The organism is Acidovorax sp. WCS2018Noco2-16, from assembly GCF_031843945.1.
GTDB lineage: Bacteria > Pseudomonadota > Gammaproteobacteria > Burkholderiales > Burkholderiaceae_C > Paracidovorax.
This window is the reverse complement of the sequence record NZ_JAVTJJ010000010.1, coordinates 22632-38677: the sequence shown is the minus strand read 5'-3', so window position 1 is coordinate 38677 and position 16046 is coordinate 22632. Positions and strand designations below refer to the sequence as shown.

Annotated in this window: 13 protein-coding genes; 8 read left to right on the top strand and 5 right to left on the bottom strand. The window is 66.9% G+C overall.

Annotated features, from left to right (window positions below):
• Positions 1–63 precede the first annotated feature (63 nt).
• Positions 64–915, bottom strand: coding sequence for a ScpA family protein (locus tag RQI28_RS16645; RefSeq protein WP_311222414.1), 852 nt, complete (start codon positions 913–915; stop codon positions 64–66).
• A gap of 73 nt (positions 916–988) precedes the next feature.
• Positions 989–1192 carry a DUF3460 family protein gene (locus tag RQI28_RS16640; protein WP_311222413.1) on the bottom strand — a complete coding sequence of 68 codons (204 nt, stop codon included), beginning with the start codon at positions 1190–1192 and terminating at the stop codon, positions 989–991.
• Positions 1193–1394: 202 nt separating this feature from the next.
• On the opposite strand from RQI28_RS16640, the gene RQI28_RS16635 reads away from it, so the two are divergent.
• Together RQI28_RS16635 and RQI28_RS16630 are read left to right on the top strand one after the other, a co-directional pair.
• Positions 1395–1889 (top strand): outer membrane protein assembly factor BamE, encoded by a 495-nt coding sequence (locus RQI28_RS16635; protein ID WP_311222412.1) that lies wholly within the window; start codon positions 1395–1397, stop codon positions 1887–1889.
• A gap of 99 nt (positions 1890–1988) precedes the next feature.
• The gene (locus RQI28_RS16630) at positions 1989–2618 is read left to right on the top strand and encodes a YitT family protein (protein WP_311222411.1); all 630 of its coding nucleotides are present in this window, start codon (positions 1989–1991) and stop codon (positions 2616–2618) included.
• A gap of 66 nt (positions 2619–2684) precedes the next feature.
• Here the strand turns inward: RQI28_RS16630 and metG are convergent, their stop codons facing one another.
• From metG to RQI28_RS16615, 3 genes are all read right to left on the bottom strand, one after another.
• Positions 2685–4769: a methionine--tRNA ligase gene (gene metG / locus RQI28_RS16625; RefSeq protein ID WP_311222410.1), complete on the bottom strand. Its 2085-nt coding sequence runs from the start codon at positions 4767–4769 to the stop codon at positions 2685–2687.
• 84 nt (positions 4770–4853) lie between these two features.
• Positions 4854–6104 carry a patatin-like phospholipase family protein gene (locus RQI28_RS16620; protein WP_311222409.1) on the bottom strand — a complete coding sequence of 417 codons (1251 nt, stop codon included), beginning with the start codon at positions 6102–6104 and terminating at the stop codon, positions 4854–4856.
• 35 nt (positions 6105–6139) lie between these two features.
• Entirely contained in the window at positions 6140–6709 is a 570-nt protein-coding gene (locus RQI28_RS16615) for a restriction endonuclease (protein ID WP_311222642.1), read from the bottom strand.
• A gap of 151 nt (positions 6710–6860) precedes the next feature.
• Here RQI28_RS16615 and apbC point away from each other — a divergent pair, with 151 nt between their 5' ends.
• From apbC to fdhD, 6 genes are all read left to right on the top strand, one after another.
• Positions 6861–7952 (top strand): iron-sulfur cluster carrier protein ApbC, encoded by a 1092-nt coding sequence (gene apbC, locus RQI28_RS16610; RefSeq protein ID WP_311222408.1) that lies wholly within the window; start codon positions 6861–6863, stop codon positions 7950–7952.
• A 22-nt stretch (positions 7953–7974) separates the two neighbouring features.
• Positions 7975–8919, top strand: coding sequence for a LysR substrate-binding domain-containing protein (locus tag RQI28_RS16605; protein WP_311222407.1), 945 nt, complete (start codon positions 7975–7977; stop codon positions 8917–8919).
• A 258-nt stretch (positions 8920–9177) separates the two neighbouring features.
• Positions 9178–10851: an OFA family MFS transporter gene (locus tag RQI28_RS16600; RefSeq protein ID WP_311222406.1), complete on the top strand. Its 1674-nt coding sequence runs from the start codon at positions 9178–9180 to the stop codon at positions 10849–10851.
• A gap of 12 nt (positions 10852–10863) precedes the next feature.
• The gene (locus RQI28_RS16595) at positions 10864–12393 is read left to right on the top strand and encodes a methyl-accepting chemotaxis protein (RefSeq protein ID WP_311222405.1); all 1530 of its coding nucleotides are present in this window, start codon (positions 10864–10866) and stop codon (positions 12391–12393) included.
• 69 nt (positions 12394–12462) lie between these two features.
• Entirely contained in the window at positions 12463–14796 is a 2334-nt protein-coding gene (locus RQI28_RS16590; RefSeq protein ID WP_311222404.1) for an FdhF/YdeP family oxidoreductase, read from the top strand.
• A gap of 344 nt (positions 14797–15140) precedes the next feature.
• Positions 15141–16031 (top strand): formate dehydrogenase accessory sulfurtransferase FdhD, encoded by an 891-nt coding sequence (gene fdhD, locus RQI28_RS16585; RefSeq protein ID WP_404976921.1) that lies wholly within the window; start codon positions 15141–15143, stop codon positions 16029–16031.
• Positions 16032–16046 lie beyond the last annotated feature (15 nt).

Genomic DNA, 16046 nt, shown 5'->3' with positions numbered 1-16046 from the left:
GTCCAGGGCCGCCGTGGGACTGGCTTTGCCAGGCCACCGGTGGCCTCCCCGACTCAGGGAGTGTCATGCCGGGACATATGCGAGGCGGACGTAGACGGGTGCGAAGGCCTCGGCCTGGGTGATCTCGATCAGCGTTTCCTTGGCCAGCTCCAGCAGCGCGATGAAGGTCACCACCAGCACGGTGCTGCCCTGCTCGGGGTCGAACAGGTCTTCGAATTCGACGAAGCGGCGGCCCTGCAGCGCCTTGAGCACGTGGCTCATGTATTCGCGCACCGACAGCTCCTCGCGTGTGATGCGGTGGTGCTGCACCAGCCGGGCGCGGCGGATGATGTCGCGCCAGGCTTCCTGCAGGTCGACCACGTGCACGTCGGGAAAGCGCTGCACCAGGCTTTGCTCGATGTGCACCTGCGCCTTGAGAAAGTCGCGCCCGTACTGCGGCAGCTGGCCCAGGCCGGCGGCGGCCAGCTTCATCTGCTCGTATTCGAGCAGGCGGCGCACCAGCTCGGCGCGCGGGTCTTCGACTTCACCTTCGCCCTCCTGCTTCTTGGGCGGCAGCAGCATGCGCGACTTGATCTCGATCAGCATGGCCGCCATCAGCAGGTATTCGGCCGCCAGTTCCAGGTTGTGGTTGCGGATCTCGTCCACATAGGCCAGGTACTGGCGCGTCACGCCGACCATCGGGATGTCGAGGATGTTGAAGTTCTGCCGGCGAATCAGGTACAGCAGCAGATCGAGCGGCCCCTCGAAGGCCTCCAGGAACACTTCCAGCGCGTCGGGCGGAATGTAGAGGTCTTGCGGCAGCGCGAAGAGCGGCTCGCCGTAGAGGCGCGCCAGCGCCACCTGATCGACCACGTCGGGCATGCCGCCGGCCGCGGGGCGGTCATCGTCGTGGGGGCGGGGGGCTGCGCGGGACATGGCCGTTTGCTATGGTATTAATAGCAGCTTGCGCTTGCTGGTCAAGCGCTGGCGGCCAATTTGAGTATCAAGTTCAGGATCGTGTCTGGTACACGTAGGGCTGCTGCGCCATTTGCGCCTCGTCGTATTCCTTCCAGGCGCGGTGATCGACCTGCTTGTCCCACAGCAGGGCCCGGCCTTCGCGTTGCTGCACGTCCAGCTCCGGCTTGTCCGTCTTGAGCTTGTTGATGAACTGGGTGACGTCGGACTGATAGTCGGGGCGGCGGAAGAAGGACATGGCGGCGTGGGGGTGGGGAGCACTGTGGGAGCCGGCGATTTTAGCGGGCCTGCGCGCCGGGGCATATTCCCGCGCTCGAATGGCACGCCATGGGTGCCGTCCGACGCCTGGCCGCGCCTCCCGGCCTGCAGCACCCACCGGGCCGTGGACTAGAGTGTGTGCTTCGCCGCCGTGCAGGCGGTTGCCGGCAAAGGAAGCTTTCATGGTGTTTCGTCTCTGGGGCGTGGCTGCGGCCGCATTGGCGCTGTCGCTGCTGGGTGGCTGCGATCTGCAGAGCATCAGCGAGTTGCAGGTGGGCGCCTCGACCGAGGCCGACGTGCGCGCGCGCTTCGGCGAGCCCGAACGCGTATGGGACGAGCCCGGCGGCGCCCGCACCTTCGAATACAACCGCCAGCCGGCCGGCGCGGTCAACTACATGATCACCATTGGCCCCGAAGGCCGCATGACTGCGCTGCGCCAGGTGCTCACGCCGGCCGAATTCGCACAGATCACGCCGGGCATGACGGTGGACGAGGTGCGCCGCCGCCTGGGCAAGCCCATGAAGGTGATGAGCTACACCCTCAAGGGCGAAACCGCGTGGGACTGGCGCTGGAACGACGGCGGCACGCAGCCGATGATCTTCACCGCCACCTTCGGCAGCAACGGCCAGGTGCTGCGCACCGGCAGCGTGGTGGAGATGAACCAGGACGGGCGTTGAACGCGGCCTGCATCGGTGCTGCGGGCCGCTGGCGCGCGGCTTGCATACGTATGCTCCCATGACCTGCGCCCCTCGCCGGTCCCCTTTCTTGCCCGCACCATGAACGACCCCGCGCCCCCGCTGCCTCCCACCGTCTCGCTGCGCCATGGGTATTACGAAGACGCGCAGGCACTTTTTGCCGGCACGCTGTTCGTGGCCATGGCACTGATGCTGTTCGGCCAGGCGGGGTTGCTCATCGGCAGCACCGCGGGCGTGGCGTTTTTGCTGCACTACGTGACCGACATCTCGTTCGGCAAGCTGTTTTTCGTCATCAACCTGCCGTTCTACTGGTTCGCCTGGACCCGCATGGGGCGCGAGTTCACGATCAAGACCTTCCTGTCGATCGCGCTGCTGTCGGTGCTGACCGAGCTGTTTCCCCACGTGATGCATGTGGACTACCTGAACCCGCTGTTTGCCGCCGTGCTGGGCGGGCTGCTGCTGGGAACGGGGTGCTTGTTTCTGGCGCGCCACCGCTCCAGCCTGGGCGGCGCGACCATCCTGTCGCTCTATCTGCAGCAAAGCCACGGCATTCGCGCCGGCAAGGTGCAGATGGCGATTGACTGCGTGGTGGTGCTGCTGGCGCTCTTCGTGGTGCCGCCCGACCGTGTGGCGTATTCGGTGCTGGCCGTGCTGGTGATGAGCGGGTTCCTGTGGATCAGCCACCGGCCGGGGCGGTACGTGGGGCACTGACCTACGGGCAGGCAGCAAGAAAGGCCCCGCAGGGCCTTTCTTGGTCAATCGCTTGCTTTGGCTGGATTAGCGCACCCGCATGCCGGGCGTGGCGCCGGGCAGGGGTTCCAGCACGTAGATGCCCGGCTGGGCCTTCTCGTCGCCGTGGCTGGCGGCCAGCACCATGCCTTCGCTGAGGCCGAACTTCATCTTGCGCGGCGCCAGGTTGGCGACCATCACCGTGTGCTTGCCGATCAGGTCGGCCGGCTGGTAGGCGCTGGCGATGCCGCTGAACACGTTGCGGGTCTTTCCCTCGCCCACGTCCAGCGTCAGGCGCAGCAGCTTGGTGGAGCCTTCGACCGGCTCGCAGTTCACGATCAGCGCGATGCGCAGGTCGATCTTGGCGAAGTCGTCGATGGTGATGGTGGGGGTCAATGCTTCGCCACCGGGTTCTGCTACTGTTTTTGTAGCTGCTGGCGCTGATTCCACGGGCGCTGGAGGCTCAAACAATGCCTCAAGCTGCTCTGGGGTGACGCGTTGCATCAGGTGTTGGTAAGGGGCGATGGCCTGCACATCTCCCGCCACGTGCCACTGCTGCAGGTTCACACCCAGGAACTTCTCTACCGACAGCGCCAGGCCCGGCAACACCGGAGCGAGGTAGCGCGTGAGCGCCGCGAAGGTGTTGATGAGCACCGAACACACCTGGTGCAGAGCTTCGTTGTTGCCCGGGTCCTTGGCCAGATCCCAGGGCTTGTTCTGGTCGACATAGGCGTTGACCTTGTCGGCCAGCAGCATGATCTCGCGCGTCACCTTGCTGTATTCGCGCGCTTCGTACAGCGCGGCCAGTGCGTCGCCGGCAGTGCGAATGTCCGCCAGCAAGGCTGCGCCCGTGGCGCCGAATTTGCTCGTCAGCCGGCCCTCGAACCGCTTGGTCAGAAAGCCCGCGGCCCGGCTGGCGATGTTGACGTACTTGCCGATCAGATCGCTGTTCACACGCAGCATGAAGTCTTCGGCATTGAAGTCGATGTCTTCATTGCGCGCCGACAGTTTGGCGGCCAGGTAGTAGCGCAGCCACTCGGCGTTCATGTCCAGCTTCAGGTACTTGAGCGGGTCCAGGCCGGTGCCGCGGCTCTTGCTCATCTTCTCGCCGTTGTTCACGGTGAGAAAGCCGTGCACGAACACGTTGTCGGGCGTCTTGCGGCCGCTGAAATGCAGCATGGCGGGCCAGAACAGCGTGTGGAAGGTGACGATGTCCTTGCCGATGAAGTGGTACTGCTCCAGCGTCGGGTCGGCCATGTAGGCGTCGTAGCTCTCACCGCGCTTTTCCAGCAGGTTCTTGAGCGAGGCCAGGTAGCCCACGGGGGCATCGAGCCACACGTAGAAGTATTTGCCGGGTGCGTCAGGAATCTCGATGCCGAAGTAGGGCGCGTCGCGGCTGATGTCCCAGTCGCCCAGGCCTTCGCTGGTGGTGCCGTCGGGGTTGGTGCGAACGGTGAACCATTCCTTGATCTTGTTGGCCACTTCGGGCTGCAGCTTGCCGTCCTGCGTCCACTTTTCCAGAAACTCCACGCAGCGCGGATCGGACAGCTTGAAGAAGAAATGCTCGGAGCTTTTCAGCTCGGGCCGTGCGCCCGACAGGGCCGAGAACGGATCGATCAGGTCGGTGGGCGCGTAGACCGAGCCGCAGACCTCGCAGTTGTCGCCGTACTGGTCTTTCGCGTGGCATTTAGGGCATTCGCCCTTGATGTAGCGGTCGGGCAGGAACATGTTCTTCTCGGGGTCGAAGAACTGCTCGATGGTGCGCACCTCGATCAGGCTGCCGTCGGCGCGGTCGCGCAGGTCGCGGTAGATCTGGCGGGCTAGGTCGTGGTTCTCGGGCGCGTCGGTGCTGTGCCAGTTGTCGAAGCTGATGTGAAAGCCGTCCAGGTACTGCTTGCGGCCGGCGGCAATGCCTGCCACGAACTGCTGGGGCGTCTTGCCGGCCTTTTCGGCGGCAATCATGATCGGCGCGCCGTGCGTGTCGTCCGCGCCCACGAAGTTCACCGCGTGGCCCCGCATGCGCTGGAACCGCACCCAGATGTCGGCCTGGATGTATTCCATGATGTGGCCGATGTGGAAGTTGCCGTTGGCGTAAGGCAGGGCGGTGGTGACGAAGATCTGGCGTGCTGGCATCGGGTGCGGGCTTTCTGAGGGTCGCGGCCCGGGCGGAAAGGGCCGGGCGGAAAGGCAGGATTTTAAGAGGCTGCGCCGGTTGGCTCAGCGCGCCGGTGCGCGCACCGCGTTGCCGGTGTCTTTCCAGCCGAAGAAGGCGCAGATCTCGGCGCGCCGCGCCAGCGCATCGGCGCGGCCCAGGGCCATCAGTTCACGGGTGTAGCCCGACTCGAACAGCAGGTAGCTGGCCAGGGCGGCGCCGCGCACGTCGTCGGGTTGCGCGCTCACGCCCAGCCCGCCCAGCAGGGTGCGGATGGGGCCCGGCAGGTCGCCCACGTGGCGGGCGGCCATGGCGTCCAGCCGCTGCGAGGGGGCGATCACCAGCAGCTCCAACGGGCGCAGCGTGCTGCGCGTGCGGGCTTCGGGCGGAATCAGCGACAGGGTCTGGTTGATGCGCTGGGCGCGTTCCACGTCCACCGACAGGGCATCCAGGAAGATGTTGGACAGCGCATGGCCGGCCACCTGGGCCAGCGACGGATAGTCGGGCGCCGCTTGGGTCGCCGCCTCGCCGGCAGGCTCGTGCATGCGGCCGGCGCCGATCACCAGAATGCGTTCAGCACCCAGGTGGATGGCGGGCGCGATGGGAGCCGACTGGCGCATGGAGCCGTCGCCGTAGTAGCCGGTGCGGCCTTCCATCTCCAGCGCCGTGGCCGGAAAGACGAAGGGAATGGCCGACGACGCCAGCAGGTGCGCATGGCTGATGCGCCCGGCGGCGGCCTTGCGCTGCGAACGCACCCAGGGCCGGGCGGTGTCCGACGCCTCGAAGAACGTGACGTGTTCGCCCGAGCTGTAGCTGGAGGCCGTGACGGCCAGCGCGCGCACGTGCCCCTGGCGAATCAGGCGCGGCAGGCGCGCCAGCGGCACCATGCGCTGCAGCAGTTCGGCCAGCGGAGCGTTGTCCAGCAGCGAGCGCGGCCGCATGCGGCGCCAGCGGGTGAGCATCCAGCCCATCGACAGCAGGGTGAGCCAGCGCGCGCCGCTGCGCATCACGCTCAGCGAGTCGGCCCGGTAGACCTGCGCGGCATGGAAATGGCGCCATACGCGGGCGATGCGCCGCACCGCCCGGTCGAAGTGGTCGGCGCCGCAGGCCAGGGCCGCGGCATTGATCGCCCCGGCCGAGGTGCCGGTGATGATGGGGAAGGGGTTGGGATCGCGCCCCGCGCCACAGGCCAGGCGCAGGTCGGAGATGGCTTCCAGCACGCCCACCTGATAGGCCGCGCGGGCACCACCGCCGGTCAGTACCAGGCCGACCACCGGGGCGGGCGCATAGGCATGGGGCTGGGGCGGTGTAGACATGGCGTGTGGTGCAGGGCGTCTGGTGCGGGGCGACCTCAGGCGGCCGGGTGATTGAGCAGCAGCACGGCGAGCGCGTCGCCTTCCATCAGGATGAGGCCGTTGTCGCGCGCGAAGTCACGGGCGTTGTCGCTCACGCTGCCCTGCAGCGCGATGTAGACGCCGGCGCTGGCCTGCTGCGCCTGCACGGCGGCCTGCAGCTCGCGCAGCGGCTCGGCGCCATGGGTGGCGGCCTTCCAGCGGCGCGCGCTCACCAGCAGCACCTGGCTGCCGCGCTCCAGGCGCAGGTCGGCGGGCTGGCCGTTCAGGCGCTGCACCGTGTGGCCTTCAGCCTGCCAGGCCCGTTCCAGTGCGGCAGAGAAGTCGCGCCAGGACATCGCGGCGGCCGAGGCGAGCACCGCTTCAACCTTCGCCGCGCTCGGCGCCTTCCACTGCCGCCACGCCGCCATGCAGCCCACTACGGCGATCGGCAGCGCACCCACGGCCGCGAAAGGCGCCAGGTGCGCAGGCAGCAGGGCGCCGCACAGCAACGCAATGCCGCCGGCAGCCGCCATGCTGATCCACCACGGCGAGCGCAGCAAAATCGCGAACAAGGAGTTCGGGGCCATCTTCAGTTTCACGGGGGGCCTTGTCGGAGAGAGTCTGGAAATGAGGGGTGCAGTGCCAGGGTGCCCGGCAGCGCGCGGGCGCATTGTCCCGCGAAACGGAGGGGTCGGGGGCCTTCGATAGACTACCCGCTCCACAGGAGTTATCACAAGCATGGCAGTCACAGAACAGGGCCTCTTGGCGGCCCTCGCACAGGTGTGCGACCCTCACACGGGCAAGGATTTCGTCAGCACCCGCGCCCTGCGCAATGTGCAGATCAGCGGCGGCGACGTAGCCTTCGACGTGGAACTGGGCTACCCCGCCAAAAGCCTGGTGCCCGAGCTGCAACGCCAGTTCGCGGCGGCTGCCCGCACGGTGCCCGGCGTGGAGAACGTGTCGGTGCAGATCACCAGCAAGGTCACGGCGCATGCCGTGCAGCGCGGCGTGCAGTTGCTGCCCCAAGTGAAGAACATCATCGCCGTGGCATCGGGCAAGGGCGGCGTCGGCAAGAGCACCACGGCCGCCAACCTGGCGCTGGCACTGGCCGCCGAGGGCGCGAGCGTGGGCGTGCTGGACGCCGACATCTACGGCCCCAGCCAGCCCATGATGCTGGGCATCAGCGGCCGGCCCGAGAGCGCCGACGGCAAGACCATGGAGCCGATGGAAAACCACGGCGTGCAGGTGATGTCCATCGGCTTTCTCGTCAACCAGGACGAAGCCATGATCTGGCGCGGCCCGATGGCCACGCAGGCGCTGGAGCAGTTGCTGCGCCAGACCAACTGGAAGGATCTGGACTACCTCATCATCGACATGCCGCCCGGCACCGGCGACATCCAGCTCACCCTGTCCCAGCGCGTGCCCATGACGGGCGCGGTGATCGTCACCACGCCGCAGGACATCGCCCTGCTCGACGCCAAGAAGGGCATCAAGATGTTCGAGAAGGTGGGCGTGCCCATTCTCGGCATCGTGGAGAACATGGCCGCCCACGTGTGCAGCCAGTGCGGCCATGTGGAGCACATCTTCGGAGCCGACGGCGGCAAGAAGATGGCTGCCGAGTACGGCATGGATTACCTGGGCGCGCTGCCGCTGGACATGGCCATTCGCCTGCAGGCCGACAGCGGCACGCCCACGGTGGTGGCCGACCCCGATGGCGAGGTGGCGCAGATCTACAAGAAGGTGGCGCGCGACGTGGCCGTGAAGGTCGCCCAACAGGCGAAGGATTTCTCGGCAAAGTTTCCCACCATCTCCATCAGCAAGGACACCTGAGCCCTCTGAAGGAATCCGCGCGATGAACCTGCTGGCTGCCATGCGCTATCTGGTCTCGCTGGACGAGCACCGCCATTTCGGCCGTGCTGCGCAGGCCTGCCATATCACGCAGCCGGCGCTGTCGAACGCGCTGCGCGCGCTGGAGCAGGAGTTCGGCGTGGTGATCGTGCAGCGAGGGCGCTCGTTCGCCGGCCTGACGCACGAGGGCGACGCCGTGCTGGCCACCGCACGGCGCATGCTGCGCGACAGCGAAGTGCTGCGGCAGGAATTGCGCAGCACCCAGGATGCACCCCAGGGCCGCCTGCGCATGGCCGCCACGCCCACTGCCATTCCCTTGCTGTCGCGCTTTGCCGTGCAATTGCGCACGCGCCATCCGGGCATTCAGCCGGTGGTGCTGTCCATGAGTTCCATGGAGCTTGAACGCGGGCTGGAAGACCTGTCGCTCGATCTGGCGCTGGGCTACAGCGAGCGCATGCAGGCACAGCGGGCGCAACTGCGTTCGTGGCCGCAATGCACCGAGCGCTACTACCTTTTGCGCTGCGCCGCCGAATCTGCGCCGGACCGCATGCGCATCGGCGCGCCTGTCAGCTGGGCCGAGGCTGGTCGACTGCCCCTGTGCCTGCTGACCCCCGACATGTTCAACCGCTTCATCGTGGACGAGGCCTTGCGCGAGGCCGGCGTGGAGCTTTTGCCAGCCATCGAGACGAACTCGGTGCTCACGCTGGTGCTCAGCGTGCTGTCGGGCGACGTCTGCAGCGTGTTGCCCGGTGCCATGGTTGCTGCCGCCCGGCAGGAGCGGGCGCTGGAGGCGCTGCCGCTGATCTCGCCAGATATTCGCACCCCCATCGGGTTCATGACGCAGCGCGGCCCACGCACATCCCGCGCGCTGGAGGCGGCCATCGCCTTGCTCGAAGAGGCGGCGTGGCGTGACGAAGTCGCGGCTTCCAGCGGATCGCTCGACCTCTGACCCTTTATCGACGCAGAGGTGAGGCGCCGTCCCGGCCATAGGGTCTTTGAGTTGCTACCAACTCCACGTTACGGCGCCATGGCAAGGCTGTCGTTTCATACATTCATTCATTTTTTGAATCGTCGCATGCGCCGATTCCATTTGACGTTTTTGCGCATCCCTCCAGACACTCCGCCTCGGTGCATTGATTTGTGTCAATTTTTTACAACCGGGGTGCTCGTCGATGCACCTCGACTTAAAAAGAGAGAGAGCGTACGAATGGCTGATTCATCGGTGGGGATGGGCACGGCTGGAGCTTCGAGCGCTCCGGGCTTTCTGGACAAGGAACGGATCATTGCCGGTCCGGGTTTCAACCGGTGGCTGGTGCCACCGGCCGCATTGGCGATCCACCTGTGCATCGGCATGGCCTACGGCTTCTCGGTGTTCTGGCTGCCGCTGTCCAAGGCGCTGTCCACGGCCGGCACGGGCGCTGCCTGCGCCAAGGACATGAGCTTCTTCGCCGAGCTGTTTGCCTCCGGCTGCGACTGGCGAGTGGCCACGCTGGGCTGGATGTATACGCTGTTCTTCGTGTTTCTGGGCTGCTCGGCCGCCATCTGGGGCGGCTGGCTGGAACGCGCCGGCCCGCGCAAGGCGGGTGTCGTGTCGGCCGTGTGCTGGTGCGGCGGCATGCTGCTGTCGGCGCTGGGCATTCACCTGCACCAGTTCTGGCTGATGATCCTCGGCTCCGGCGTGATCGGGGGCATCGGGCTGGGGCTGGGCTACATCTCCCCCGTGTCCACGCTGATCAAGTGGTTCCCTGACCGGCGCGGCATGGCCACCGGCATGGCCATCATGGGCTTCGGCGGCGGCGCGATGATCGGATCGCCGCTGGCGGTCGACCTGATGAAGCACTTCTCGAGCCCCACCGACGTGGGCGTGACGCAGACCTTCGTGGTCATGGCGCTGGTGTACTTTGTGTTCATGATGGCTGGCGCTCTGGGTTATCGCGTGCCCGCCACGGGCTGGAAGCCAGCCGGCTGGACGCCGCCGCCGCCTTCGGCCAACACCATGATCACGCAGCGCCACGTGCATGTGAAGCGCGTCTGGGGCATTCCACAGTTCTGGTTGATCTGGGTCGTGCTGTGCATGAACGTGAGTGCCGGCATCGGCGTGATCGGCATGGCTTCTCCCATGCTGCAGGAAGTGTTCGGCGGGGGCCTGATCGGTGTGCCGCAGAAGTTCGGCGAGCTCGACAAGACCCAGCTGGCCGCGATCGCGGCCGTGGCGGGCGGCTTCACGGCGCTGCTGTCGCTGTTCAACATCGGTGGCCGCTTCTTCTGGGCGAGCCTGTCCGACAAGTTCGGCCGCAAGATGACGTATGTGATCTTCTTCGTGCTGGGCGCGTTGATGTACGCCAGCATTCCAAGCTCTGCCAGCGCCGGCAGCAAGCTGCTGTTCGTGGGTGCGTTCTGCGTGATCCTGTCGATGTACGGTGGTGGCTTCGCCACGGTGCCGGCCTATCTGGCCGACCTGTTCGGCACGCAGTTCGTGGGCGCCATCCATGGCCGCCTGCTCACCGCATGGGCCACGGCCGGCATCCTGGGCCCGGTGGTCGTGAACTACATGCGCGAATATCAGCTGGGCCTGGGCCTGCCGCGCGAGCAGGTCTACAACCAGACCATGTACATCCTGGTGGGCATGCTGGTCATCGGCCTCATCGCCAACCTGCTGGTGCGTCCGCTCGCCGACAAGTGGTTCATGAGCGACGCAGAACTGGCGCACGAAAAGAAGCTGGCGCATGAAAAGAGCGTGGCCGCTGAAGTGGGCGGCGGCACTGGCGCGGGCGGCACGACCAGCCCGGCGCTGGTGGCTTTTGCCTGGGCGGCCGTGGGTATTCCGCTGATCTGGGGCATCTACAAGACGCTGGGCAGCGCTGCCAAGTTCTTCCAGTAAAGGGCCGCTCACATGCTGATGCTGCCTGGCTCGCTGAAGCGCCGGATCCATGCTGCCGCAGCGCGCTTTGCGGCCGAGCACAGCGGCGCGTTCAGCCTGACGGCACCCGCGGCGCCAGGGCAGGCGCCCACGCTGCTGTGCGGCGGGCGGGCGCTCAATGGCGACTTTGCGCCAGCAGATCGTTTCACTGCGCAGACAGGCGTGCGGGCCACCGTGTTCGCACGGCAGGGTGACGACTTCGTGCGCATTGCCACGTCGGTGCGCAAGCAGGACGGCGAGCGTGCCGTGGGCACGCTGCTCGATCGTTCTCACCCCGCCTACCGCAAGCTTCTGGCGGGCCATTCGTATGAGGGCTACGCGACGGTCTTCGGCCGGCAGAACATGACCCGCTACGACCCGGTGCGCAATGCCGGCGCCGAAGTGGTGGGGGTGCTGTATGTGGGACTCGACGTAAGCGAAATACCTTCATTGGGCATGGCCGGGCGCTTGGCGCTCTGGCTGCTGGGCGGGCAATATGCGTTGTGGGCGCTGGCGTGGCTGGCGTTGCCATCGTTGCTGCCCATCTGGATCGCTTTCGCCATCTGCCAGCCGCTGGTAGTGGCGGCGCTGGTGTACGCCATGGTGCAGCACGGCATTTCTGGCCCGGTGAAGCAAGGGCGCCAGGCCGCGCAGCGGCTGTCTGCGGGCGACCTCACCACCCAGATGCATGTGGCGCAGCGCGACGAGGTGGGGCAGATGCTGCAGGCCATCAACGGCATTGGCGTGGGGCTGGCAGGTTTGGTGGGCAATGTGCGGCGCGGTGCCGAGGGGCTGCGCCTGTCCACCAGCGAGATCGCAGACGGCAACAACGACCTGGCCACGCGCACCGAACAGCAAGCCGGCGAGGTGAACACCACCGCATCCGCGCTGGAGCAGCTCACTGCGACCGTCGCGCAGAACGCCGAACATGTGCGGCGCGTCAACGGGCTGATGAGCGCCGTGGCCACGTCCACCGGACAGAGCAGCGCAGCCGTGGAACGCGTGGTGACCACCATGGCCGAGATCCGCGAGGGTGCGCACCGCATCCAGGACATCATCGGCATCATCGATTCGATTGCCTTCCAGACCAACATCCTCGCGCTGAATGCAGCGGTGGAGGCGGCTCGTGCGGGCGAGCAGGGCCGAGGCTTCGCCGTGGTGGCCTCTGAAGTGCGGGGCCTGGCCACCCGCTCGGCCGATGCTGCGCGTGAGATACGCGGCCTGATTTCCGCCTCGGTGGATCGGGTGGACGCAGGCGGTGGCTTGGTGCAGGAGGCGCGCGCCTCCATGCAGGGCATCACCCATTCGATCGGCGAGGTCACCCGCCTCATCGAAGGCATCGCCACGGCCAGCGGCCAGCAAAGCAGTGGCATCGAAGACATCCACCACAGCGTGGAACGCATCGAGCAGATGACGCAGCAGAACGCCGCGCTGGTGGAGGAAGCAGCAGCGGCTGCCCTGCGCATGCGCGAACAGGCTGCATCGCTGGCCGACGCTGCGGCCACTTTCAAGACACCCACTTAAAGGGTGCCGGCTGGGGAACGCCGCAGGTGCAGCGAAGTCCAACCGGCAGCCCTCGTCCAGGAGACCATGATGAAACAGGAAAAAATCGAGTTCTACAAAGGGCCTGCGGGCGGTTGGGGTGCGCTCAACAGCGTGAAGAACACGCTGCTGCGGCAGGACATTCCGATCAAGGGCGCGAAAACGCTGCTGTCCGCCAACCAGCCCGATGGCTTCGACTGCCCGGGCTGCGCTTGGCCTGACCGCAACCATGCCTCCACCTTCGAGTTCTGCGAAAACGGCGTGAAGGCCGTGGCGGCAGAAGCTACCGCCCGGCGTGCCGGCCCTGAATTGTTCGAGCGGTTCACCGTGGCCGAACTGGCGGCGCAAAGTGATTTCTGGCTGGAAGACCAGGGCCGCCTGACGCACCCCATGGCGTATGACGCCACCAGCGACCGCTACCGGCCCATCTCATGGGACGATGCCTTTGGGCTGATCGCGCGCCACCTGCGTGCGCTGCCTGACCCGAACCAGGCGATTTTCTACACGTCGGGGCGTGCCAGTAACGAAGCCGCCTTCCTCTACCAGCTGTTCGTGCGCCAGTACGGCACCAATAACTTCCCCGACTGCTCCAACATGTGCCACGAGCCCAGCGGCAGCGGCATGCGCCCGCAGATCGGCGTGGGCAAGGGCACCGTGACGCTGGAAGACTTCGAGCATGCGGACGCGATTTTCATCTTCGGGCAGAACCCGGGCACCAACCATCCGCGCATGCTGGGCGAGCTGCGTGAGGCGCACAAGCGCGGCGCCCGCATCGTGAGCTTCAACCCGCTGCGCGAGCGCGGCCTGGAGCGCTTTGCCGACCCGCAAGACAAGCTGGAGATGGCGACCTTCGGCTCCACGCCCATCAGCACGCACTACTTCCAGCTGCGCGTGGGCGGCGATCTTCCGGCCGTCAAAGGCATGATGAAGCATGTGCTGGAGCAGGAAGAAGCGCGCGGCGGCGTGCTCGACAAGGCCTTCATCGCCGAGCACACCACGGGTTTCGAGGTTCTGGTGGAGAACCTGCGCAGCGAATCCTGGGCGCTGCTGGAACGGGAGTCGGGCCTGACGGAGGCGCAGATCCGCTCTGCGGCAGACATTTACATCGGCGCCAAGAAAGTGATCGCCTGCTGGGGCATGGGCATTACCCAGCACAAGCACGCGGTGGACACCATCCAGGCCATGGTCAGCTGGCTCATGCTGCGCGGCAACATCGGCCGCGAAGGTGCCGGCCCTTGCCCGGTGCGTGGCCACAGCAACGTGCAGGGCGACCGCACCATGGGCATCTGGGAAAAGCCGCCCGCGGCCCTGCTGGACAAGCTGCGCGACGTGTTCGGCTTCGAGCCCCCGCGCGAGAACGGCGTCGACACCGTGGAGGCCATCCGCCACATGCTGGACGGCAAGGGCAAGGTGTTCTTCGCGCTGGGCGGCAACTTTGCCGCAGCCACGCCCGACACTTACGAGACCTGGAAGGCGCTGCAGCGCTGCGACCTGACGGTGCACGTGACCACGAAGCTCAACCGCAGCCACATCGTGCACGGCAAGGAGGCTTTGATCCTGCCCTGCCTGGGCCGCACCGAGATCGACATGCAGGCCGGCGGCCCGCAGGGCGTGACGGTGGAAGACTCGATGAGCATGGTTCATATCTCGGTGGGCATCAACCCGCCCGCGTCCGATCAGTTGCTGTCCGAGCCGGCCATCGTCGCGCGGCTGGCAGCGGCCACGCTGGCCGGGCGCAGCGATATTCCGTGGCTGTGGCTGATCGAAGACTATTCGCGCATCCGCGACCAGATCGAGAAGGTGTTTCCCGACTTCAAGGACTTCAACCAGCGTGTGGCGGTGCCCGGCGGGTTCCGCCTGCGCAACACGGCCAGCGAACGCGTGTGGGCCACCGCATCGGGCAAGGCCAGCTTCCACTCGCCCGTGGTGCCGCAGGACACGCCCTCGCACAAGGCGCGCGAGCGGTTCAAGGACTCCATCGTGTTCACGCTGCTCACCACGCGCTCGCACGACCAGTACAACACCACCATCTACGGCATGGACGACCGCTACCGCGGCGTGTTCGGCCAGCGCCGCGTGGTGTTCATCAACGACAAGGACATTCGCGCGCTGGGAATGAAGGATGGCGACTGGGTGGATATCCAGACCGTGTGGTCCGACGGGCAGGAGCGCCGCGCCGACCGCTTCAAACTGGTGGCCTACGACATTCCGCGCGGCAACCTGGCCGCGTACTACCCCGAAACCAACCCGCTGGTGCCGCTGTCTGCCGTGGCGGACGCGGCAGGCACGCCAACGTCCAAGTCCATTCCCGTGCTGCTGCTGCCGCATGTGGTGCCCCGGTCCGATGCTGACCACCAGCACACCTTGAGCGGCGTAGTCGCCTGATGCCGTTGTCGATGCGTGAAGCCGGCGGAGAAGGCTCCGCCCAGGCGGTGCCTGCCGATGCGGGCGCAGCGCCCGGCGTGCCGCCGCCCGAGTCTCTGCAGATGGCCATTCTGCGCATGCTTGCCGAAGACGATGCCGCCTCCGGCGTGTCGCTGCCTCGGCTGGGCAAGCGCCTGGGCCAGGGCGCCAGCGTGCTGATGCGCCAGCTCAGCCAGATGGGCGACGCGGTGATCGGCGGGCTGCCCGGGCCGGGCTGGACGCGCTTGGTGCAGGGCGATGGCCGGTGGACGGCGCACATCACCAGCGCGGGCCGTGATGCCATCTCGGCGCAGGCGGCTGACTCGGTGGCGCAGGCCGACGCACCGGAGGCCGACTGGTGGCCGCTGGCCCGGCACACCGTGCGGGTGTTCGGCGAGGCCGGCGCTCCCGCTGAGGGCGTTGAGCGCGACGACACGCTGGCGACCGAGATTCCCGTCGCGCTGGTGTTCAACGGCATTTCCCATGCCGTGATGATGGCCACGCCCGAACGGCTGGAAGACTTCGCACTGGGTTTTGCGTTGAGCGAGGGCATTCTGGACAGCGCGCAGGACTGCCGTGGCATCACGCTGCAGGCGGTCGATGGCGAAGTGGCCCATCTGCCTGCGGGCGTGCCGGGCATCGAGGTGCACCTTGAGATTTCTGCCCGCTGCTTCGAGCGGCTTCGCCACAGGCGGCGCAGCATGGCGGGGCGCACCGGCTGCGGAGTCTGCGGGGTGGAGAGCTTTGCCGCGCTCGACCTGGAGCCAGCGCGGCTGCCCACCCGTGACTGGGTCGCGCGCATTGACCTTCCGATGGTGCTGGCCGCCTTTTCCAGCCTGAGCGCACTGCAGCCGCACAACGCGCATTCCGGCTCGCTGCACGCCGCCGGCTGGGCGGGTCTGGACGGGCGGCTTGTCGAAGTCTGCGAAGACGTGGGACGGCACAACGCGCTCGACAAGCTCATCGGCGGGCTGGCCCGGGCGGGGCGGTTGAACGAGCCCGGCTTCGTTTTGCTGAGCAGCCGGGGCAGCCATGAGCTGGTGCGCAAATGCGCCCGTGTCGGCATCGGGGCCCTGGCGACCATCTCGGCGCCCACTGCTACCGGTGTGCAGGTGGCCGAGCTGGCCGGTTTGCGGCTCTGGGGCCTGGTGCGCGCGCCGCGCGGCGTGCTGTACGCCACGGGCGGGGCGCTACCGGTTCCTGGCGCCGTTCGCTGATCGCCTTGTCGCGCG